The sequence below is a fragment of the Oleiagrimonas soli genome (assembly GCF_000761445.1).
Classification (GTDB): domain Bacteria; phylum Pseudomonadota; class Gammaproteobacteria; order Xanthomonadales; family Rhodanobacteraceae; genus Oleiagrimonas; species Oleiagrimonas soli.
This window is the reverse complement of record NZ_KN196470.1, coordinates 2,131,402-2,148,204: the sequence shown is the minus strand read 5'-3', so window position 1 is coordinate 2,148,204 and position 16,803 is coordinate 2,131,402. Positions and strand designations below refer to the sequence as shown.

16 protein-coding genes are annotated in these 16,803 nt (G+C 67.1%); 3 read left to right on the top strand and 13 right to left on the bottom strand.

Translation table 11 applies throughout. From position 1 onward, the window contains the following. Positions 1 to 187 precede the first annotated feature (187 nt). From LF63_RS15270 to gluQRS, 4 genes are all read right to left on the bottom strand, one after another. The gene (locus tag LF63_RS15270; RefSeq protein ID WP_052394912.1) at positions 188 to 637 is read right to left on the bottom strand and encodes a DUF3293 domain-containing protein; all 450 of its coding nucleotides are present in this window, start codon (positions 635 to 637) and stop codon (positions 188 to 190) included. 6 nt (positions 638 to 643) lie between these two features. Further along, positions 644 to 2,050 carry an FAD-dependent oxidoreductase gene (locus LF63_RS09440; RefSeq protein WP_043101298.1) on the bottom strand — a complete coding sequence of 469 codons (1,407 nt, stop codon included), beginning with the start codon at positions 2,048 to 2,050 and terminating at the stop codon, positions 644 to 646. A gap of 79 nt (positions 2,051 to 2,129) precedes the next feature. Continuing rightward, positions 2,130 to 2,615 (bottom strand): polyhydroxyalkanoate synthesis repressor PhaR, encoded by a 486-nt coding sequence (gene phaR, locus LF63_RS09435; RefSeq protein WP_043101296.1) that lies wholly within the window; start codon positions 2,613 to 2,615, stop codon positions 2,130 to 2,132. 75 nt (positions 2,616 to 2,690) lie between these two features. Continuing rightward, positions 2,691 to 3,572, bottom strand: coding sequence for a tRNA glutamyl-Q(34) synthetase GluQRS (gluQRS, locus tag LF63_RS09430; RefSeq protein WP_043101293.1), 882 nt, complete (start codon positions 3,570 to 3,572; stop codon positions 2,691 to 2,693). A gap of 123 nt (positions 3,573 to 3,695) precedes the next feature. On the opposite strand from gluQRS, the gene htpG reads away from it, so the two are divergent. Both htpG and LF63_RS09420 read left to right on the top strand, forming a co-directional pair. Next, a complete protein-coding gene (gene htpG, locus LF63_RS09425; RefSeq protein WP_043103581.1) occupies positions 3,696 to 5,567 on the top strand; it encodes a molecular chaperone HtpG in 1,872 nt (623 codons plus the stop codon). Between the two features lie 92 nt (positions 5,568 to 5,659). Further along, positions 5,660 to 6,262, top strand: coding sequence for an ATP-dependent Clp protease proteolytic subunit (locus LF63_RS09420; protein ID WP_052394910.1), 603 nt, complete (start codon positions 5,660 to 5,662; stop codon positions 6,260 to 6,262). An 85-nt stretch (positions 6,263 to 6,347) separates the two neighbouring features. Here the strand turns inward: LF63_RS09420 and LF63_RS09415 are convergent, their stop codons facing one another. The 8 genes from LF63_RS09415 to parE all read right to left on the bottom strand — a co-directional run bounded on the left by LF63_RS09415 (position 6,348) and on the right by parE (position 14,083). Further along, positions 6,348 to 6,872: a 3-hydroxyanthranilate 3,4-dioxygenase gene (locus tag LF63_RS09415; protein WP_043101290.1), complete on the bottom strand. Its 525-nt coding sequence runs from the start codon at positions 6,870 to 6,872 to the stop codon at positions 6,348 to 6,350. A 60-nt stretch (positions 6,873 to 6,932) separates the two neighbouring features. Further along, positions 6,933 to 8,015 (bottom strand): hypothetical protein, encoded by a 1,083-nt coding sequence (locus tag LF63_RS09410; protein ID WP_043101288.1) that lies wholly within the window; start codon positions 8,013 to 8,015, stop codon positions 6,933 to 6,935. Then, on the bottom strand, positions 8,012 to 9,028 hold the full coding sequence (locus LF63_RS09405; protein WP_161782341.1) for a cupredoxin domain-containing protein: 1,017 nt from the start codon (positions 9,026 to 9,028) through the stop codon (positions 8,012 to 8,014). Before LF63_RS09405 ends, LF63_RS09410 begins: the two co-directional genes overlap by 4 nt. Before the next feature lie 79 nt (positions 9,029 to 9,107). Beyond that, positions 9,108 to 9,620 (bottom strand): group I truncated hemoglobin, encoded by a 513-nt coding sequence (locus tag LF63_RS09400; RefSeq protein WP_043101284.1) that lies wholly within the window; start codon positions 9,618 to 9,620, stop codon positions 9,108 to 9,110. Positions 9,621 to 9,650: 30 nt separating this feature from the next. Beyond that, a complete protein-coding gene (locus LF63_RS09395; RefSeq protein ID WP_425477063.1) occupies positions 9,651 to 10,493 on the bottom strand; it encodes a DUF3034 family protein in 843 nt (280 codons plus the stop codon). Positions 10,494 to 10,747: 254 nt separating this feature from the next. Continuing rightward, on the bottom strand, positions 10,748 to 11,518 hold the full coding sequence (locus tag LF63_RS09390) for an anti-sigma factor (protein ID WP_043101278.1): 771 nt from the start codon (positions 11,516 to 11,518) through the stop codon (positions 10,748 to 10,750). Then, the gene (locus tag LF63_RS09385; RefSeq protein ID WP_235205299.1) at positions 11,515 to 12,096 is read right to left on the bottom strand and encodes a sigma-70 family RNA polymerase sigma factor; all 582 of its coding nucleotides are present in this window, start codon (positions 12,094 to 12,096) and stop codon (positions 11,515 to 11,517) included. The genes LF63_RS09390 and LF63_RS09385 overlap by 4 nt, the downstream gene beginning before the upstream one ends. A 97-nt stretch (positions 12,097 to 12,193) precedes the next feature. Further along, positions 12,194 to 14,083 (bottom strand): DNA topoisomerase IV subunit B, encoded by a 1,890-nt coding sequence (gene parE / locus LF63_RS09380; protein WP_043101276.1) that lies wholly within the window; start codon positions 14,081 to 14,083, stop codon positions 12,194 to 12,196. 216 nt (positions 14,084 to 14,299) lie between these two features. On the opposite strand from parE, the gene LF63_RS09375 reads away from it, so the two are divergent. After that, on the top strand, positions 14,300 to 14,824 hold the full coding sequence (locus LF63_RS09375; RefSeq protein ID WP_043101273.1) for a hypothetical protein: 525 nt from the start codon (positions 14,300 to 14,302) through the stop codon (positions 14,822 to 14,824). Positions 14,825 to 14,973: 149 nt separating this feature from the next. Here the strand turns inward: LF63_RS09375 and LF63_RS09370 are convergent, their stop codons facing one another. Continuing rightward, positions 14,974 to 16,770 (bottom strand): aminopeptidase P family protein, encoded by a 1,797-nt coding sequence (locus tag LF63_RS09370; protein ID WP_043101271.1) that lies wholly within the window; start codon positions 16,768 to 16,770, stop codon positions 14,974 to 14,976. Positions 16,771 to 16,803: the final 33 nt, after the last annotated feature.

The following is a 16,803-nucleotide window of genomic DNA, read 5'->3' as shown; positions in this document are numbered from 1 at the left end:
CTCCGGGGGCAGAATGGACCCGGGCAGCTTCGGTTCCGCGCATGGCATGCCGCTTACCGGCGGCTCGCAATGTGTCAACGTCCGGTTGACGAAATCGTAAGGTTCGAGGCTTGGCCGAACGCGGCTGTCATGCACGCCTCATGGCGCAGCGCGTGCATCTGTTCGATGAGGATCGAGACAAAACGTCTCAGGTGGGATCGTCCATGACGTGCTGCACCCAGCGCGACCAATGCAGCTCGGCGGGCGAGGCGCCGCGGCCGCGTACGATGGCGAGCTGGTCGAAACGCTGCATCAGCTGGTCGAGCACCGAGTGGCTCGCGTCGACCACGAACAGGCTCGGTTCGCGCCAGCTGCCGAGAGCGCCGCAGGCGGCGCAGAGGCGAGCATTCGGGGCTTGCTCGCGCAGGGCGTTGCGCAGCATGTGCATCGCCCGGCGATTGCTCTCGCGCGGTCGTGTCTGTCCGCGCGGATTGCATGCGGTGATGAAGCCCCAGGGGGTGTCCGATTCGGGGAGCGTATTCAGCAGGGCGGGCGGCAGCGATTCGCCGACGCGGATCACCGCCACCCCGCCGCGTCGCAGGCGCACGCGGTAGCTGGTGCGGTGGAAGATTTCGTGCAGGGGATGCGACGTCGGCATGGCGGCTCAGCCACGCAGCGCCGGCAGCGGTGGCAGGGTGTTGCGCAAGGCGCGTTCGGCCGCGTCGAGATCGAATCCGTCGAGCGTGTCGCGTTCGCCGAGCAACTGTTCCAGCAGCGCGCGCTGCGCGCGTCCGCGCTCGAACGCGTAGGCGTAGGGCAGGTGGCTGAAGGTGACCATGCGGTAGCGCGGCATGAAGTGCGTCGGCACGCGTGCGGCAAGCTGCTGTCCCAGAGCGCGTTGCAGCAGATAGCGCGGATCGGCCACGGAGTCGCGCATCTCGACGTAATTCTCCAGCGCCATCGCGGCGATGGCGTCGGCATTGGGTTTGCGCTGCGCCTGGAAGGCCGCGAACACCGCTTCGGTGTCGGCATCGTCCGCATCGATCAGCATCGGTGCGAGGGCGGCGGCGTCCTCGAAGCCGGCGTTCATGCCCTGGCCGTGAAACGGCACGATGGCATGCGAGGCGTCGCCGATCAGCAGCGCCTTGCCGGCCAGGTGCCAGCGGTCTAGGTACAGCGTGCCGAGCGTGCCGACCGGGTGGGCGTCGAAATCCTCGCGCAGGGCGGGAATCAGCGGCAGCGCGTCGGCGAACTGCGCGCGGAACAGCGCTTCGGCGGCCGTGGCGTCGGTGACCGTGGCAAAGCTCGGCGCGGCGCCTTCGTTGGGCAGGAACAGGGTGACGGTGAAGCTGCCTTCGCTGTTGGGCAGGGCGATGCACATGTAGCCGCCGCGCGGCCAGATGTGCAGGGCGTTGGGCTCGATGGCGAAACGGCCCTCGGCATCGACGGCTGCGGGGCGCAGCGCTTCGGGGAAACGGTCTGGCGGCGGAATCTCCAGTTCCTTGTAGCCGTGCCCCAGCATCTCGGTGCGCTCGCCCAGGTCCTGCACCCGCATCATCGCCGCCCGCAGCGCGGAACCGGCGCCGTCCGCGCCGATGGTGATCGGTGCGTGCAGGTCGCGATGGATGCCCTCGGCATCGGCCAGACGCAGCGTGCCGGTATCGAAGTCGGCATCGACCAGCGTCTGTCCGAAATGCAGCTCCGCGCCGGCGCGTTCGGCGGCGTCCAGCAGCAGCATGTTGAGTCCGCCGCGCGACACCGACCAGATCACCTCGCTGTCGTCGACACCGTAGCGCTGCAGGTTGGTGCGCCCATCCAGGTCGTGCACCATGCGCCCGCGCATCATCACCGCCTGCCGCAGCACCGCGTCGTCCAGTCCGGCGGCGCGCAGGGCGTTGAGGCCGCGTTCGGCCAGGGCCAGGTTGATCGAGCGACCGCCGAGGAAGCCGGCGCTTCGCGGGTCCGGACGTTTCTCGATCAATCGTACCTGGCGTCCGCCGCGAGCGAGCAGCGTGGCCAGCAGCGCGCCGACCAGGCCGGCGCCGACGAGGGTGATCGGAGAACGTTGCATGCGCGGATTCCGTGCGAGTCAGTACGTGACTGTCCGCAAGCGGGGCGCGTTTTGCAATCCCCGGGGGCCGGCCGGGCGCTCAGCGTGAGCGGTCGGTCCCGGTCTTGGCGCCGTTTGCGGTGGCCGATGTGCGCAGTTGCGCCTGCATCGAGCGGCACCATTCGAGATTGCGCTCGACCAGTTCGTGCAGCGTCGTGCCCGGCCCCTCCTTCAGGGCCGCGCCGAGTTCGGCGCGGAACGCCTGCTGCTGGTCGATGAACAACTGCAGGCTGCGTTCCAGATAGGGGCCCATGAAGCCCTGCAGGTCGTCGCCGTAGAAACCGATGATGCGCGTGAGCAGTTGGGTGGACAGCATCGGCTGGCCGTCGTGTTCTTCATGCTCAGCGATGATCTGCAGCAGTACCGAGCGGGTCAGGTCCTTGCCGGATTTGGCGTCGCGAACCTCGAATTCCTCACCGTCCAGCACCAGCTGACGTACCTCTTCCAGCGTGATGTAGCTGGAGATTTCGGTGTCGTACAGACGCCGATTGGGGTACTTCTTGATGGTGCGCTTGGTCTGAGCCATGCGGCGAACCTAGCAGAACATATTGCGCTGCACCAGTTGCCCGTTCAGGCTTTGCCGCCGCCGTGCATCGGCGGTTCATGCGACGCCGTACGCTGTCGGCCAGGGCGCGCTGTAGCGCCGCGGGATGCGCTGCGGATCGAAGTCGTCGACGGCGTGATGCAGCAGGGCGGACACGCTGTCGCCCCGGGGGCGCTCGATGCCGAGAAAGCGCAGTGCCTGACGCAGCGCCGGCAGCGGATCGGCGCGGTCCAGCGGCAGATCGCGGGTGCTCTTGGACAGCTTGCCGCCGTCCGCGCGCAGCGCCAGCGGCAGGTGCAGGTAGCTGGGCGTGGGCAGGTCGAGCAGTTCCTGCAGCAGGATCTGACGCGGCGTCGAATCGAGCAGGTCGCAGCCGCGCACCACTTCGGTCACGCCCTGGAAGGCGTCGTCGACCACGCAGGCGAGGTGGTACGACCAGCAATCGTCGGCGCGCCGGATCACGACATCGCCGACTTCCTCGCGCAGCGCCTGTCGGCACGGGCCCTGCAGCCGGTCCTCGAAGCGCATGGTGCGGTCCGGCACGCGCAGCCGCCATGCGGGCGGGCGATCGTCGAGCGGCGGCGTGATGCAGCGGCCGTCGCGGTGCAGACCGCCGTGGGGCGCCAGATCGTTGCGGCTGCACCAGCAGGCGAAGACGTGGCCGTCGGCGCGCAGCCGGTCGAAGGCGGCCTGGTAGGCCGTTTCGCGCTGCGACTGGTACAGCACCGGCTCGTCGGCGTCGAGACCGTGCTCGCGCAGCGCTTCCAGGATCGAGCGCGCCGATCCCGGCACCTCGCGCGGCGGGTCGAGGTCGTCTACGCGCACCAGCCAGCGGCCGCCGGCGCGGCGCGCGCACAGCCAGCTGCCCAGCGCCGCGACCAGCGAGCCGGCATGCAGTTCGCCGGTCGGCGAGGGAGCGAAGCGTCCACGGTAATGCATGCGCCGATGATGCCAGCGCGGACTTGAAAGTGCGCGTCGCCGCCCCGATTGCTGCGGCATGCCTGCCGGGGAGGGGTTCCCGGCGCTCACCGTTTCCACGTCCTCTATCGGAGCCCGATGCGCATGAACGCGAACGCCACCGAGACCCGCAAGTTTGAAGCCGAAGTTGCCCAGGTCCTGCACCTGGTCACGCATTCGTTGTACTCGCACAAGGAAATCTTCCTGCGCGAACTCATTTCCAACGCCTCCGACGCCTGCGACAAGCTGCGTTTCCAGGCGCTGTCCGATCCGGCCCTGAAGGGCATGGACGCCGACCTGCACATCGACGTGCTGTGGGGCCCGGAGGCGCGCACCCTCAGCGTGCGCGACAACGGCATCGGCATGACCCGCGAGGACGTCATCGCCAACATCGGCACCATCGCCAGCTCGGGCACGCGCAAGTTCCTGGAGAACCTCAGCGGCGACCAGAAGGCCGATGCGCGTCTGATCGGCCAGTTCGGCGTCGGCTTCTATGCCGCGTTCGTGGTCGCCGACAAGGTCACCGTGCACACCCGCCACGCCGGCGCGGACGCCGCACAGGGCGTGAAGTGGGAGAGCGACGGCAAGGGCGAGTACCTGCTGGAAAGCGAGGAACTGCCCGAGCACGGCACCACGGTCACGCTGCATCTGAAGGCCGACGAGGACGAGTTCCTCAAGGCCTGGCAGCTGCGCTCGCTGGTGCACAAGTATTCCGATCACGTCGCGTTCCCGATCCGCCTGCCCAAGGACAAGGACGGCAAGCCGACCGACGAGCTGGAGACCATCAATGCCGCCTCGGCGCTGTGGACGCGGCCGAAGAGCGAGATCACGGACGAGGAATACGTCAATTTCTACAAGAGCATGGGTCACGACTTCAACGACCCGCTGGCCTGGACCCACAACCGCGTCGAGGGCACGCAGAGCTTCACCACGCTGCTGTACGTTCCCGCGCAGGTGCCGTTCGACCTGATGATGGGCGGACGCGACGAGCGCAAGGGCCTGAAGCTGTACATCAAGCGCGTGTTCGTGATGGACGCCGCCGAGCAGTTGCTGCCGGCCTACCTTCGCTTCGTGCGCGGCGTGGTCGATTCGGACGACCTGCCGCTCAACGTCAGCCGCGAGATCCTGCAGCAGAACCGCCAGGTCGACCGCATCCGCGGCGCCTGCGTGAAGCGCGTGCTGGACCTGCTGGACAAGCTGGCCCGCGACGAGGGCGAGAAGTTCGCCACCTTCTGGGGCGCGTTCGGCAACACGCTGAAGGAAGGCGTGGTCGAGGATCCGGACCATCGCGAGCGTATCGCCGGCCTGTTGCGCTTCGCTTCCACGGCGGGCGAGGGCGCGGCGCAGACGGTATCGCTGGACGACTACATCGGCCGCATGCAGGTCGGGCAGGAAGCGATCTGGGTCATCAGCGCCGAGACCCACGCCGCCGCCGCTGGCAGTCCGCAGCTGGAAGCGCTCAAGGCCAAGGGCGTCGAGGTGCTGCTGCTGTCCGACCGCATCGACGAGTGGATGCTGAACTCGCTGACCGAGTACAAGGGCAAGCGTATTCGCAACGCGGCCAAGGGCGAACTGCCGCTGGACGAGAGCGACAAGCAGAAGCAGGAAGAAGCCACCAAGGAAGCCGAGCCGCTGCTGGAACGCATCAAGACCCTGCTCGGCGACCGCGTGGGCGAGGTCAAGGTGTCGGCGCGTCTGGTCGACTCGCCGTCGTGCCTGGCGTTGTCCGATCACGAGATGGCGCCGCATCTGGCGCGTCTGCTGCGCGAGGCCGGTCAGGAGATTCCGCAGAACAAGCCGGTGCTGGAGGTGAACCCGGCGCACGCCTTGCTGAAGCGTCTGCAGGGCACCGAGGACGACGCGCAGGCGGGCGATCTGGCGTTGCTGCTGCTGGAGCAGGCGGAAGTCGCGGCGGGTGCGCCGCTGGCCGATCCGGCGGCGTTCCTGAAGCGCGTCAATCGACTGATCGTCTCGTGAGTCTCGCCGGGAGCGTGGCGCGCGGACGGCGCGCCGCGCACGCTTTCCGCGAACGTGCGAGCATACTCAACATCCATCACTGAGGTCGTTTCATGCACAACCAGATCAACAAAGCCGACGACGAGGCCGGCAAGGGCGAGCGCCGCGACGCGCAGGTCGACAAGCTGATGTTCCAGTCGCGCTTCGTGATGGTGTTCGGCCAGATCGACCATCGTCAGGCGCAGCGCGTGTGCGAGCGCCTGCTGGCGATGTCCGAGGAGTCGGACAAGCCGATCCGCATGCTGGTGTCCTCGCCCGGCGGCCACGTCGAATCGGGTGACGTGATCCACGACATGATCCGCTTCGTGCGCGCGCCGGTCATCACCATCGGCAGCGGCTGGGTGGCCAGCGCCGGCACCCACATCTTCCTGGCGGCGGAGAAAGAGAATCGCCTGTGCCTGCCGAACACCCGTTTCATGATTCATCAGCCCAGCGGCGGCGCGGGCGGTCCGGCCTCGGATATCGAGATTCAGGCCAAGGAAATCCTGCGCACCCGCGAGCGCATCGCGCGCGTCATCGCCGAGCGCACCGGCCAGTCGTACGACAAGGTGCTGGCCGACGTCGAACGCGATTTCTGGATGAATCCGGAGCAGGCCATCGAGTATGGCGTGGTGTCGAAGGTGATCCAGCGCCATTCCGATCTCGACGCGGTCTGAGTCCGCGTTCCGAGCGAAATGGAAACGCGCGGCGAGCATGCTCGCCGCGCGTTTTTTTATCTGCGTCTGCCGTGCGCGACAGTGTTCAGTCGTCGTACTTGGCCGGCGCCGGGTTGAGATGCCCGCAGGCGTCGCAGGTGCGAGCCTCGCGCGAACCGTAGAAGCGGTCGAAGACCGGCGGGAAGTCGTTCTCGATGCTTTCGAGGGTGAAATACGCCTCGAACAGCTTGTGGTTGCACTGCTCGCAGTACCACAGCAGGCCGTCTTTCTCGTGCGGCAGGCGCTTGCGCTCGATCACCAGTCCGATGGAATCCGCCATGCGCTGCGGCGAGTGCGGCACGCGCGGCGGCAAGTAGAACATCTCGCCGGCGCGGATCGGCAGATCGCGCGCCTGGCCGTCGTCCTGCACCTTCAGCACCATCTCGCCCTCGATCTGGTAGAAGAATTCCGGCCCCTCGTCGTAGTGGTAGTCGGTGCGCGCGTTGGGGCCGCCGACGATCATGACGATGAAATCGCCGTCGACGATGCACTTGTTGCCGACCGGCGGTTTCAGCAGGTGGCGATGTTCGTCGATCCATTGCTTGAGATCGAAGGGCGGGGTCAGGGCCATGCGTGGACTCCATTGCGGGAGCCCACGGTAACGCCGGTTCGCGCGTCTGCAAAGTGCGCGCTAGGAGCGTGACCGCTTCAGGGTGCGGTTGATGGTGTCGCACAGCGCGCGTACGCTGCGGTTGCCGCCGGTGCGGAGCGTGATGCCGGTCTCGCCGGATGCCGCGCGTTCGAGAATGCCTCGCATGGCGTCGAGCGGGCGGAAGGTGCGTGTATGCAGGATCAGCACGGCCAGGGCGGCCAGCGCGCCGAGCAGGGCGATGCCGGCAAGCAGCGGCCACGCTTCGGGCGGAATCGACCATCCATCCAGCGAAGCCTGATTCGCGTCCAGCAGCACCAGGGCGGCGCGGCCGTCGCTGCTGCCGATCGGCGTGATCCAGGCACTGGCCATGCCCGCGGCGGTCGGTAGTGACGCGGCGTGCTCGTTGCCGAGGTCGGAGGCCAGCAGTCCGAGATCGTTCGACGTCAGCGCTTGCAGCGTGCTGGCATCCATGCCGGATGCGACCGCCACCGTGGCGCCGGTCTGCGCGGAGGGCACGATGATGGCCACGCCGGTGTGCGCGGTGGCCGTCAGGTGCTCGACGAATCGGGGCTTCACCCGAGTCGCCGCGACCAGCACGCCCTGAAGCGTGTCGCCGCGAAGCAGCGGTTCCACGGCGACGCGGGCCAGCGAACCGTGTCCGGACCACAGGCCGGATGTGGGCTGGTGCGTCCGCAGGGTCTTTTCGACCAACGGGTCGTTGCGGAAATTCGAGTTGCTGCGCAGCGGCAAGCCCGAGCGCGTCACCAGGTCGCCGTTGGGACCCAACACCACGGCGGTGTCGTATCTGTGTCGACGCTCGTCCAGAAGGTTGCTGATCGACGCGCTGTCGATGCCGCCGCCGAGTTGCGGATTGGGTATCAGCGATTGCGCCACGTAATCGACGAAGGCCGGGTCCGCCGCTAGCGTGTGCGCACGCAGCTGCAACTCGCGCATGCGGCTGGACTGCAAGCTGATCGCCATCGCGCTGGACTGCCGGTAGTGCTGGATCAGGTGGTCCTTGGCCATGGCGCGAAACTGCCAGACCACGCCCGCCGCCGCCGCGGCGGCCAGGGCGACCACGAGCAGCAGTCCGTACGCGAGGTAGCGGGTGGCGATAGTCATGAACCGCCACCGACGTCGATTTGCGTCTTCACGCTCGGTTGGTCGATGACCAGTTGCTGCCTGACCGCGGAGAAGGGCAGAGCGATCTGCTGGGTCGCGGCCTGGCTGCGCGGATTCCAGAAGTACAGCGTGCCGGAGACATGCGGCAGATGGCGCAGCCTGAAATGGCCGTTCGCCGATACCGTGGTGACGTAGCGCGAAGGCACCACCAGCACGCCACCCTTCATATAGCGATGCACGTGGCAGCTGATCAGCACCATGCCCGGCTGGTCGAAGCGATGCGGGTCCGACTGTCCTGCCGACTGGTAGCCGAGATCGAAGCCGGCGCCGGGCGTGACCGAGAATACGTTGTGCGTGACCTGGTCCAGATTGGTGAAGGTCACCGTGCTGCCTTCAGGAATGGCCAGCCATGCCGGATCGAAGTCGCGGTTGTGGGTGTAGACGGTGTACGTGCCCGGTCGCGGGCGGGCATCGCCGGTGGAGGGCACGAAATAGACCACGGTGTTGGCAAAATCGGCGGCGCTGACGTGCTGTCCGCCGGCGGCCTTGAGCTGCAAGGTGCCGTTGAGCGCATGACTGTCCTGCGCGACGGACTTTTTCGCCGTCGTGGTTTGCTCAGTGGCAGCCGGGCGGGCAGGCGCGACGCGCTTGGGCTGCGTGGCCGCGGATTCGCGTGCCGTCTGCGGGGCGTGCATGGGCGCTGCGTTCGCGTGAATCGTCCGGGCTGTCCGGTTGGCGGAAGCGACGTCTGGCGTCACTGCCGGAGTGTGCATCGCGGGCGCCGCCTCTGCATGGTGGTTGACCGTTGCCTGGGGCGGCGTACGCGTAGTCATGGCATCGGGCGCGGACGGCGCTGTCGGCGCCGCTGCTTGCGCGGTGGGCGGTGCGGCTGCAGTCGGGGTTGTTGCGCTGGGCTGGGCCGGTGTTGGCGTCGGGGTCGGCGCGGGCGGCGTAGTGGCACAGCCGGCAAGCATCACCAACGCACACAAAATCGATGTGTTGCGATTGAACATGTTCAGCCCCCTGTTTCGTATCGGATGAGCGCATCGAGGAACGCGACCTGCCGTCGAAGCCAGGCCGCGTTCACAACGATCACTGCTTGGTGACGATGTCGCGATGCATCGGCGCCAGCTTGGCCAGGAGCTTGTTCTGCGCCCGGAACGGGATGTTGTGCTTGTTCATGGCCTTCTGCAGGTCCTCGACCAGTGCATTGAAGTCAGCGCGCTTGATGCCGAGGCCGCGGTGCGCCTGGGCCATGCTCGCGCCGGTGTAGGTGCACGGGCCGTCGAGAATGACGCAGAACTGATCCACCAGTTCGTGCTTGATGCGCGTGCGATCCACGTGGGCGAAGAACGGCTGCGTGCGCGGATCGGCCATCAGATTGGCCATGAAGTCTTCCATCAACGCTTTGAGTCCGGCCTTGCCGCCGAAGTCGGCGAAATACGGCTTGAGTGCCGGATCGCGCGGCGCCGATGCGGCCATGGCCTTAGCGTTGCTGCTGTCTTGCATGGCCTGCATCGAACCGCTGGCCTGTTGCGCGTGGGCGCTGGCGCCGAGGAAAAGTGCCGAGGCAAGCAGCCCGGCATATACGAATGCGTTTTTCATGGTGGTACTCCCGAATAGTTGCAACAGCGGTCAGAATCCGACCTGGAAGGAGGCGTAGACGCCGCGTTGCTTGTCCTTGATGACGATGTTGCCGAGGTCGGCGTAGGCCAGCGTCAGCGAGACGTGCTTGGTCGGCGCCCAGGCGACGAAGGCGTCGTACCAGTCGTCTTCCTTGGCGATGCTGAGGTTGTTCGGCTTCTGTCGATACTCGGCGCCGATGGCGACCTTGCGGCTCAGCAGATAGGCGACGGAGCCTTCGAATTCGGCCTGGTAGCCGTTGTGCTTGTCACCGCCGAAGCCGAGGATGCCGATCTGGTTGGCCTTGGTGAAACGCACGGTGGCGTTGGCCAGCAGACTCTGACTCAGGAACAGCTTGGTGGCGCTGATGTAGTAGTCGGTGCCCTGATCGCTTTTCGCGCCGACAAACTTCACGACCGCACCCTGATCGTTCTTCTTGTGCTGCGCGCCGATGGAGACCTGCGGTACCCAGCTGTCCTGCTCGAGCACGGCATCGCCGAACAGGCGCACTTTCACGCCGACCACGGTCTGCTTGAAGGTGAAACCGTTGCCGAGGCCGAGCAGACCGCCGACCTTCTCGGTGTTAAAGCGCTGCTGGGCGACCGAGAATTCCACACGGTTGTACAGGCCGATCATCGCGCCCGCATCGTCGAGGTGGTAATCGGGCAGCTGCACGCGGGTGTAGAACGCGTTGCCGCCGATCTGATCGTTGGTGCCGTAACCGCCGATGACGGCCCAGGGCGTGAGTCCGCCGCCGGCCGCGCCTTCGATCTGACTGACGCCGCCGGTCAGCAGCAGCTTGCCGCCGGTGGAGGTATGGCTGGTGTCCTGTGCCGAAGCCGTCGTGGCCATCATGCAGCCGCTGACAAGCAGTGCCCCAAGCAGAATTGCTGGGGTCGTGCGATGCGTGTCCATGGAATCTCCCGTTGCGCTCAAGGGCGCGTTGCATGCTCAGGAGCAGATACGCAGCGATGGCGGCGACGGATGCACAGCCGTACGAAGACGGCGCACATGCAGCGCGGATGGCGATGCGAATCGGGGTGCAACGCGAGCACAAAAAAACGCCGGCACGAAGACGTGCCGGCGTCGGAGTCATGCCGGGTGCGGCGTCAGGCGCCGGTGATCGAACCCTTGGCGATCACGGGGCCGGTCGGCTGACCGGTCGGCGAACCGCCCTTCGGTTCGACCGAGACGGCGAGCAGGGCCTTGTCGCTCAACTGTTTCACGAGTGCGATGGGCAGGTCCATGCTGTTGGCCTTGTCCGGTATGAACACGCCTACCGAGACCGGTTTCTGGCCCGGCGGGATCAGCCACAGTTGGGTCGAACGGTCGCTGGCGATGGCCTGCGGCGTGGCCGGCACCAGGATCATGCGGTGATGGGTGACGTCCATCGTCGCGGTCCAGCCGGCGACGCCGTTGTCCTGCTCGATCTTGGCGACCATGAAGGTGGTCGGCGGCGTGGGCGTCGTGGCCGTCGGCACCGGCGTAGGCGTCGGCATCGGGCGTGGCAGGGTGACCAGCATGACGACGCAGGCCGCGGCGACGGCGCTGGCGCCGATGCCGATCCAGTGCCACAGGCGCAGGTTGTTCCACAGACCGCCGCTGGCGCTCGGTTCGGGCGCGCTGCGCGCCATCACGCTGCCGCCGAGGCCGAGTTCGGCCAGAATGCGCGGCCACACGTAGGCGGCGGGTTGGGTGGCGGCAATTTCCTCGGCCAGCGGCGCCAGCCGTTCCTGCCAGGCTTCGACGGCGGCGGCCAGCTCGGGGTCGTCCAGCAGTTGCCGTTCGACTTCGCGCCGTTGTTCGGCGTCGAGCACGCCGAGCACGTATTCCGCGCCGCGAAGCTTCTCGTGTCCGTGGGGGTCGGTGGTCGTGGTCATCGTTCCAGACAGGTGCGAAGTTTGATCAGGCTACGGCGAATCCAGCTTTTCATGGTGCCGAGGGGGACCGCACACCGGTCCGCCAATTCGTTATACGTAGCGCCGGTGAAAAAAGCTTCACGCACCGCGTCGCGATGTTTGTTTTCGAGCTCGTCCAGGCAGTGTTCGAGCTGCTGATGCTCCTGGCTGGTCTGCGCGTGGGCGGCCGGCGAGGGCGCATCGTCGGCCAGGCCGTCGATCATGTCGTCGTCGCCATGGGCCTCGTGCCGCTTGCGCAGGCGGTCGATGGACTTGTTGCGGCTCAGCGTGATCAGCCAGGTCATGGCGCTGGCCTTGGACGCGTCGAAGCTCGATGCGCGGCGCCACACGGTGGTGAAGATTTCCTGCAGCGTGTCTTCGGCTTCGCCACGATCGCGCAGCATGCGCAGGCAGACGCCGTAGAGCTTGGCGGAGCTGCGTTCGTAGAGCTGGGCGAAGGCTTTTTCGTCTCCACGTCCGGACAACGTCAGCAACTGTGCGAGTTGCTCCCTGTCGATCGCGGCCTCGGGGCTTTGAACCATGCAGTCACCCTGCGTCATGCATTTGGATTACGGAGTGGCTTGCCTGGGCGGCAGGCGCCGAGCCAGCATGGCATCGGCGTTCGCGGGGCGCAACACGATGTCGCGCGGTGCGTGTTCAGACTTCCAGCGAGGCAAGGTCGCCCTTCTGCTCCAGCCAGGCCTTGCGGTCGCTCGCGCGCTTGCGCGCCAGCAGCATGTCCATGACTTGCGCGGTGCCTTCGTTGTCGTCGACGGTCAGCTGCACCAGCCGGCGCGTATCGGGGTGGATCGTCGATTCGCGCAGCTGCGAGGGGTTCATCTCGCCCAGACCCTTGAAGCGGGTCACGGAGACCTGGCCCTTCATCTTCTCGCGCTCGATGCGTTCGAGCAGGATGCGCTTTTCCTCTTCGTCGAGGCAGTAGAACACCTGCTTGCCGACATCGACGCGGAACAGCGGCGGCATCGCCACGAACACGTGGCCCTCGCGCACCAGCGACGGGAAATGCTTGAGGAACAGCGCCGACAGCAGGGTGGCGATGTGCAGGCCGTCGGAGTCGGCGTCGGCGAGGATGATGACCTTGCCGTAGCGCAGGCTTTCGAGATCGTCCTTGCCGGGATCGCAGCCGATGGCAATGGCCAGGTCGTGGACTTCGTTGGAGGCCAGCACGCCGGAGGACTCCACTTCCCAGGTGTTGAGGATCTTGCCGCGCAGCGGAAGGATCGCCTGGTAGTCCTTGTCGCGCGCCTGTTTGGCGCTGCCGCCGGCCGAGTCGCCCTCGACCAGAAACAGCTCGGTGCGGGTCAGGTCGGTGGAGGCGCAGTCGGCCAGTTTGCCGGGCAGGGCGGGGCCCTGCACGATCTTCTTGCGCACCACTTTCTTGGCGGCCTTGAGGCGCGCGCTGGCATGCTCGATGGCCAGCTGGGCGATGAGCTCGCCTTCGCCGACGTTCTGGTTCAGCCACAGTGTGAAGGCGTCGTGCACGGCGTTCTCGACCAGCGCTGCGGCCGGTCGCGAGGACAGGCGTTCCTTGGTCTGGCCAGCGAACTGCGGATCGCGCATCTTCACGCTGAGCACGAACGCCAGGCGTTCCCAGACGTCTTCCGGCGCCAGCTTCACGCCGCGCGGCAGCAGGTTGCGCAGGTCGCAGAACTCGCGCAGGGCGTTGGTCAGGCCGGTGCGCAGGCCGTTGACGTGGGTGCCGCCCTGCGCGGTTGGGATCAGATTGACGTAGGACTCCTGCACCAGTTCGCTCTCGGGCACCCAGGCGAACGCGGCGTCCACGGTCTCCTCGTCGCGCTCCAGGTGCTGCACAAACAGGTTCGCGGGCAGGCATTCGGCGCCGCCGAGCTCGGTCTTCAGGTAGTCGGCCAGGCCGTCCTCGAAGTGCCACTCGATGGTTTCGCCGCTGGCTTCGTCGGTCAGCTTGACGTTCAGTCCGGCGCAGAGCACGGCCTTGGCGCGCAGAAGGTGCTTGAGCTTGGACAGGGAAATCTTTGAAGAATCGAAGTATTTCGGGTCCGGCCAGAAGCGGAGCGTGGTGCCGGTGTTGCGCTTGCCGACGGTGCCGATGACTTCCAGTTCGGAGGCGCGGTCGCCGTTGGCGAAGCGCATCTGGTACTCGTTGCCGTCGCGGCGGATGGTCACGTCCAGGCGCGTCGACAGCGCGTTCACCACCGATACGCCGACGCCGTGCAGGCCGCCGGAGAAGGCGTAGTTCTTGTTCGAGAACTTGCCGCCCGCGTGCAGGCGCGTGAGGATCAGCTCGATGCCCGGCACGCCTTCTTCGGGATGGATGTCCACCGGCATGCCGCGTCCGTCGTCGCGCACTTCCACCGAGCCGTCCTTGAACACGGTCACCTCGACGTTCCTGGCATGACCGGCCAGGGCCTCGTCGACGGAGTTGTCGATGACTTCCTGCGCCAGATGGTTCGGACGCGTGGTGTCGGTGTACATGCCGGGCCGGCGCTTGACCGGATCCAGGCCCGAGAGAACTTCGATGTCGGCGGCGTTGTAGCGACTGCTCATGTTGCGGTGGTCTTCGATCCGGTCGGGGAATGGCGGTGCAGCATGGCCAGCGCCATGCATGCGGTCAAGTGTGAGGCATGTGCGGACGCCTGTCTGCTTTCTGAATCGAATCCGGCGTCGTTTAGGTGCGATTCGGTCGCGGGTTCCTAGGGTGCGCCCCGTGGTCGGACGCATCTGCGCCGCCACCGAGATGTCCATCCAGCAGGAGGTTTCACCATGAACAAGCTACTCGGCAGTGTCTTGATCGCCAGTGCAGGTTTTCTCGCCGCGCCCGTGTTCGCGCAGGTCGCCATCGGTGGCGGCGCAGCCGGTCATGTCGGCGGACAGGTCGGTGGTCTCGCGAATGGCGTGACCCAGGCCAGCGGTCACATGAGCGCACAGGCGCAGGCGCATACGGCCGACACCATGCAGCGCGTGCAGACCCGCACGGAGCAGGCCAAGGAACGTGCCGCCAAGGCCAAGCAGCGCAGCGATGCCATGGCCGCCGACGCGCGCATGCGTGCCGAGCATGCCGCGCAGGCCAGTGCGGACGCCGCCGAGCGTGCAGGTGGCAGCGTGCGTTCCTCGGATGTGCCGCGCGCCAGCGTGAGCGGGCAGAGCAACCTGTCCGCGCAGGGCATGACCAGTGCCGGTCACGCGACCACCCACGCGTCCGCCGACAGCTCGTTGCATGCGGGCACCAGCGGCGCCAGCGCCGACGCGCGCATGCATGGCGGCGTTTCGGCCAGCGGCGGTCACTGACCCACGAAGTTCTGCGCCGGTTGCGCCCCGGCGGTTTTGAAGCAAGATCACCCACAACAACGTATCCGCATTTCGCGCCCGGCTTCGTGCCGGGCGTTTTTTATGCGGTGTAAGCCAACTGGTCGTGGGTCAGGCCCGGCTTGCGCTTGTCACACCGGCGCGCAGCGTTGCTGCAGCCAGCGGCGGTCTTCGTCGTCCAGCAGCGGCGACAGGGCTTTCTCGACGCGAGCGTGGTAGTCGTTCAGCCATGCGCGCTCGGCGTCGTCGAGCAGTTCGACGTCCAGCGCGCGGGTGTCGATCGGGCACAGGGTCAGGGTCTCGAATTCGAGGAAGCTGCCGAATTCGGTGTCCTGCCAGGTGCGCACGACGGCGAGGTTCTCGTGGCGCACGCCGTGTCGGCCCGACTTGTAGAGGCCCGGTTCGATCGAGGTGATCATGCACGGTTCCAGCGGCACCAGCGCGCCGCCGGGCGCGGGCGGACGGATGCCGTGCGGGCCTTCGTGCACGTTGAGGAAGTAGCCGACGCCGTGGCCGGTGCCGTGGCCGTAATCGCCGCCCTCGGCCCAGATCGGCGCGCGCGCCAGCGCATCGAGCTGCGGTCCGCTGGAACCGGCGGGAAAGCGCGCGCGGCTCAGCGCGATGGTGCCTTTCAGGACCAGACTGCAGTCGCGGCGCTGCTCGGGCGTGGTCTCGCCGAACGCCCACATGCGGGTGATGTCGGTGGTGCCGCCTTCGTACTGACCGCCGGAATCGACCAGCAGCAAGCCGTCCGCATGCAGCTGGGCGTGATGCTCGGGCGTGGCGTGGTAGTGGGGCAGCGCGCCGTTGGCCATGTAGCCGGCGATGGTGCCGAAGCTCTCGCCGACGAAGGCCGGGCGCTGTGAGCGTTTCTCGCGCAGCACGTCGGCCACGTCCAGTTCGCTGACCGTCTCGCCGGCCTGCAGGCGGCGCTCGATTTCGCGCATGCCCTGCACCAGGGCGGCGCCGTCTTCGCGCATGGTGGCGCGGATGTGCTCGATCTCCGCCGCACTCTTGATCGCCTTGAAGGCGGTCGACGGGTTGGCGCGTTCGATCAGGCGCGCCGTGTCGGGCAGCGCGTCGACGATGTCCACGACCACGCGCGCGGGGTCGAGCAGGACGCGTGCGTCGCTCGGCAATTCGTTCAACGCGGTAACGGTGTCGGCGTAGGCGCGCACGACGATGCCGTCGGTCTGCAGTTGTGCGGACAGCTTTGCGTCGATCTTGGTCGGGTCGACGAATAGCGTGCACTGCGCCGGTTCCACCAGCAGGTGCGCCAGGAACACCGGGTTGTACTCGACGTCGCTGCCGCGCAGGCCGGTGATCCAGGCGATGTCGTCGAGGCTGGACACGAGATGGTGACTCGCGCCCGCGGCCTGCATCGATTCGCGCAGGCGTGCGATGCGTTGCGCGCAGGTGCCGTCGCGCCAGCCCTCGGCCTGCGCGCGCACCGGAGCCTGCGGCAGCGCGGGGCGATCGCTCCACACGGCGCCGGGAAGATCCAGGTCGGTGCGCAGATGTGCGCCGATCTTTTCCAGTCGCTTGCGCAGCATGCGCGCGCCGGACAGCGACATGCTGTCGCCGGCCACCGCCAGCGTATCGCCTTCGCCGAGGCGTTCCAGCAGCCAATCCACATGCTCGGCCGTGTGCGGCACGCGCAGCCGCATCAGGGTGACGCCGGTGTCGGCCAACTGCTGCTCGGCCTGTTCGAAGTAGCGCGAGTCGGTCCACAGACCGGCGAAGTCGGCCGTCACCACCAGGGTGCCGGCCGAGCCGTCGAAACCGGATAGCCATTGCCGCGCCTGCCAGTGGTCAGGCAAATATTCGGACAAGTGCGGGTCGGCGCTGGGGACCAGGCAGGCCTGCACGTCGTGTTCGCGCAGCGCGTCGCGCAGCGCGGAGATTCGGGAGGGGATGCGTGCGTTCATCCGCGAATGCTAACAGTCGTCGGGCATCGCGGG

Bases quoted from the DNA above. Each gene is read 5' to 3' on its own strand.
- LF63_RS09420 (WP_052394910.1), top strand. From the start codon at position 5,660: ATGCACAACCAGATCAACAAAGCCGACGACGAGGCCGGCAAGGGCGAG.
- LF63_RS09440 (WP_043101298.1), bottom strand. From the start codon at position 2,050: ATGCAACGTTCTCCGATCACCCTCGTCGGCGCCGGCCTGGTCGGCGCG.
- LF63_RS09415 (WP_043101290.1), bottom strand. From the start codon at position 6,872: ATGGCCCTGACCCCGCCCTTCGATCTCAAGCAATGGATCGACGAACAT.
- LF63_RS09395 (WP_425477063.1), bottom strand. From the start codon at position 10,493: ATGATGGCCACGACGGCTTCGGCACAGGACACCAGCCATACCTCCACC.
- LF63_RS09400 (WP_043101284.1), bottom strand. From the start codon at position 9,620: ATGAAAAACGCATTCGTATATGCCGGGCTGCTTGCCTCGGCACTTTTC.
- LF63_RS09405 (WP_161782341.1), bottom strand. From the start codon at position 9,028: ATGTTCAATCGCAACACATCGATTTTGTGTGCGTTGGTGATGCTTGCC.
- parE (WP_043101276.1), bottom strand. From the start codon at position 14,083: ATGAGCAGTCGCTACAACGCCGCCGACATCGAAGTTCTCTCGGGCCTG.
- LF63_RS09390 (WP_043101278.1), bottom strand. From the start codon at position 11,518: ATGACCACGACCACCGACCCCCACGGACACGAGAAGCTTCGCGGCGCG.
- phaR (WP_043101296.1), bottom strand. From the start codon at position 2,615: ATGGCTCAGACCAAGCGCACCATCAAGAAGTACCCCAATCGGCGTCTG.
- gluQRS (WP_043101293.1), bottom strand. From the start codon at position 3,572: ATGCATTACCGTGGACGCTTCGCTCCCTCGCCGACCGGCGAACTGCAT.
- LF63_RS09385 (WP_235205299.1), bottom strand. From the start codon at position 12,096: ATGACGCAGGGTGACTGCATGGTTCAAAGCCCCGAGGCCGCGATCGAC.
- LF63_RS15270 (WP_052394912.1), bottom strand. From the start codon at position 637: ATGCCGACGTCGCATCCCCTGCACGAAATCTTCCACCGCACCAGCTAC.
- LF63_RS09410 (WP_043101288.1), bottom strand. From the start codon at position 8,015: ATGACTATCGCCACCCGCTACCTCGCGTACGGACTGCTGCTCGTGGTC.
- LF63_RS09370 (WP_043101271.1), bottom strand. From the start codon at position 16,770: ATGAACGCACGCATCCCCTCCCGAATCTCCGCGCTGCGCGACGCGCTG.
- htpG (WP_043103581.1), top strand. From the start codon at position 3,696: ATGAACGCGAACGCCACCGAGACCCGCAAGTTTGAAGCCGAAGTTGCC.
- LF63_RS09375 (WP_043101273.1), top strand. From the start codon at position 14,300: ATGAACAAGCTACTCGGCAGTGTCTTGATCGCCAGTGCAGGTTTTCTC.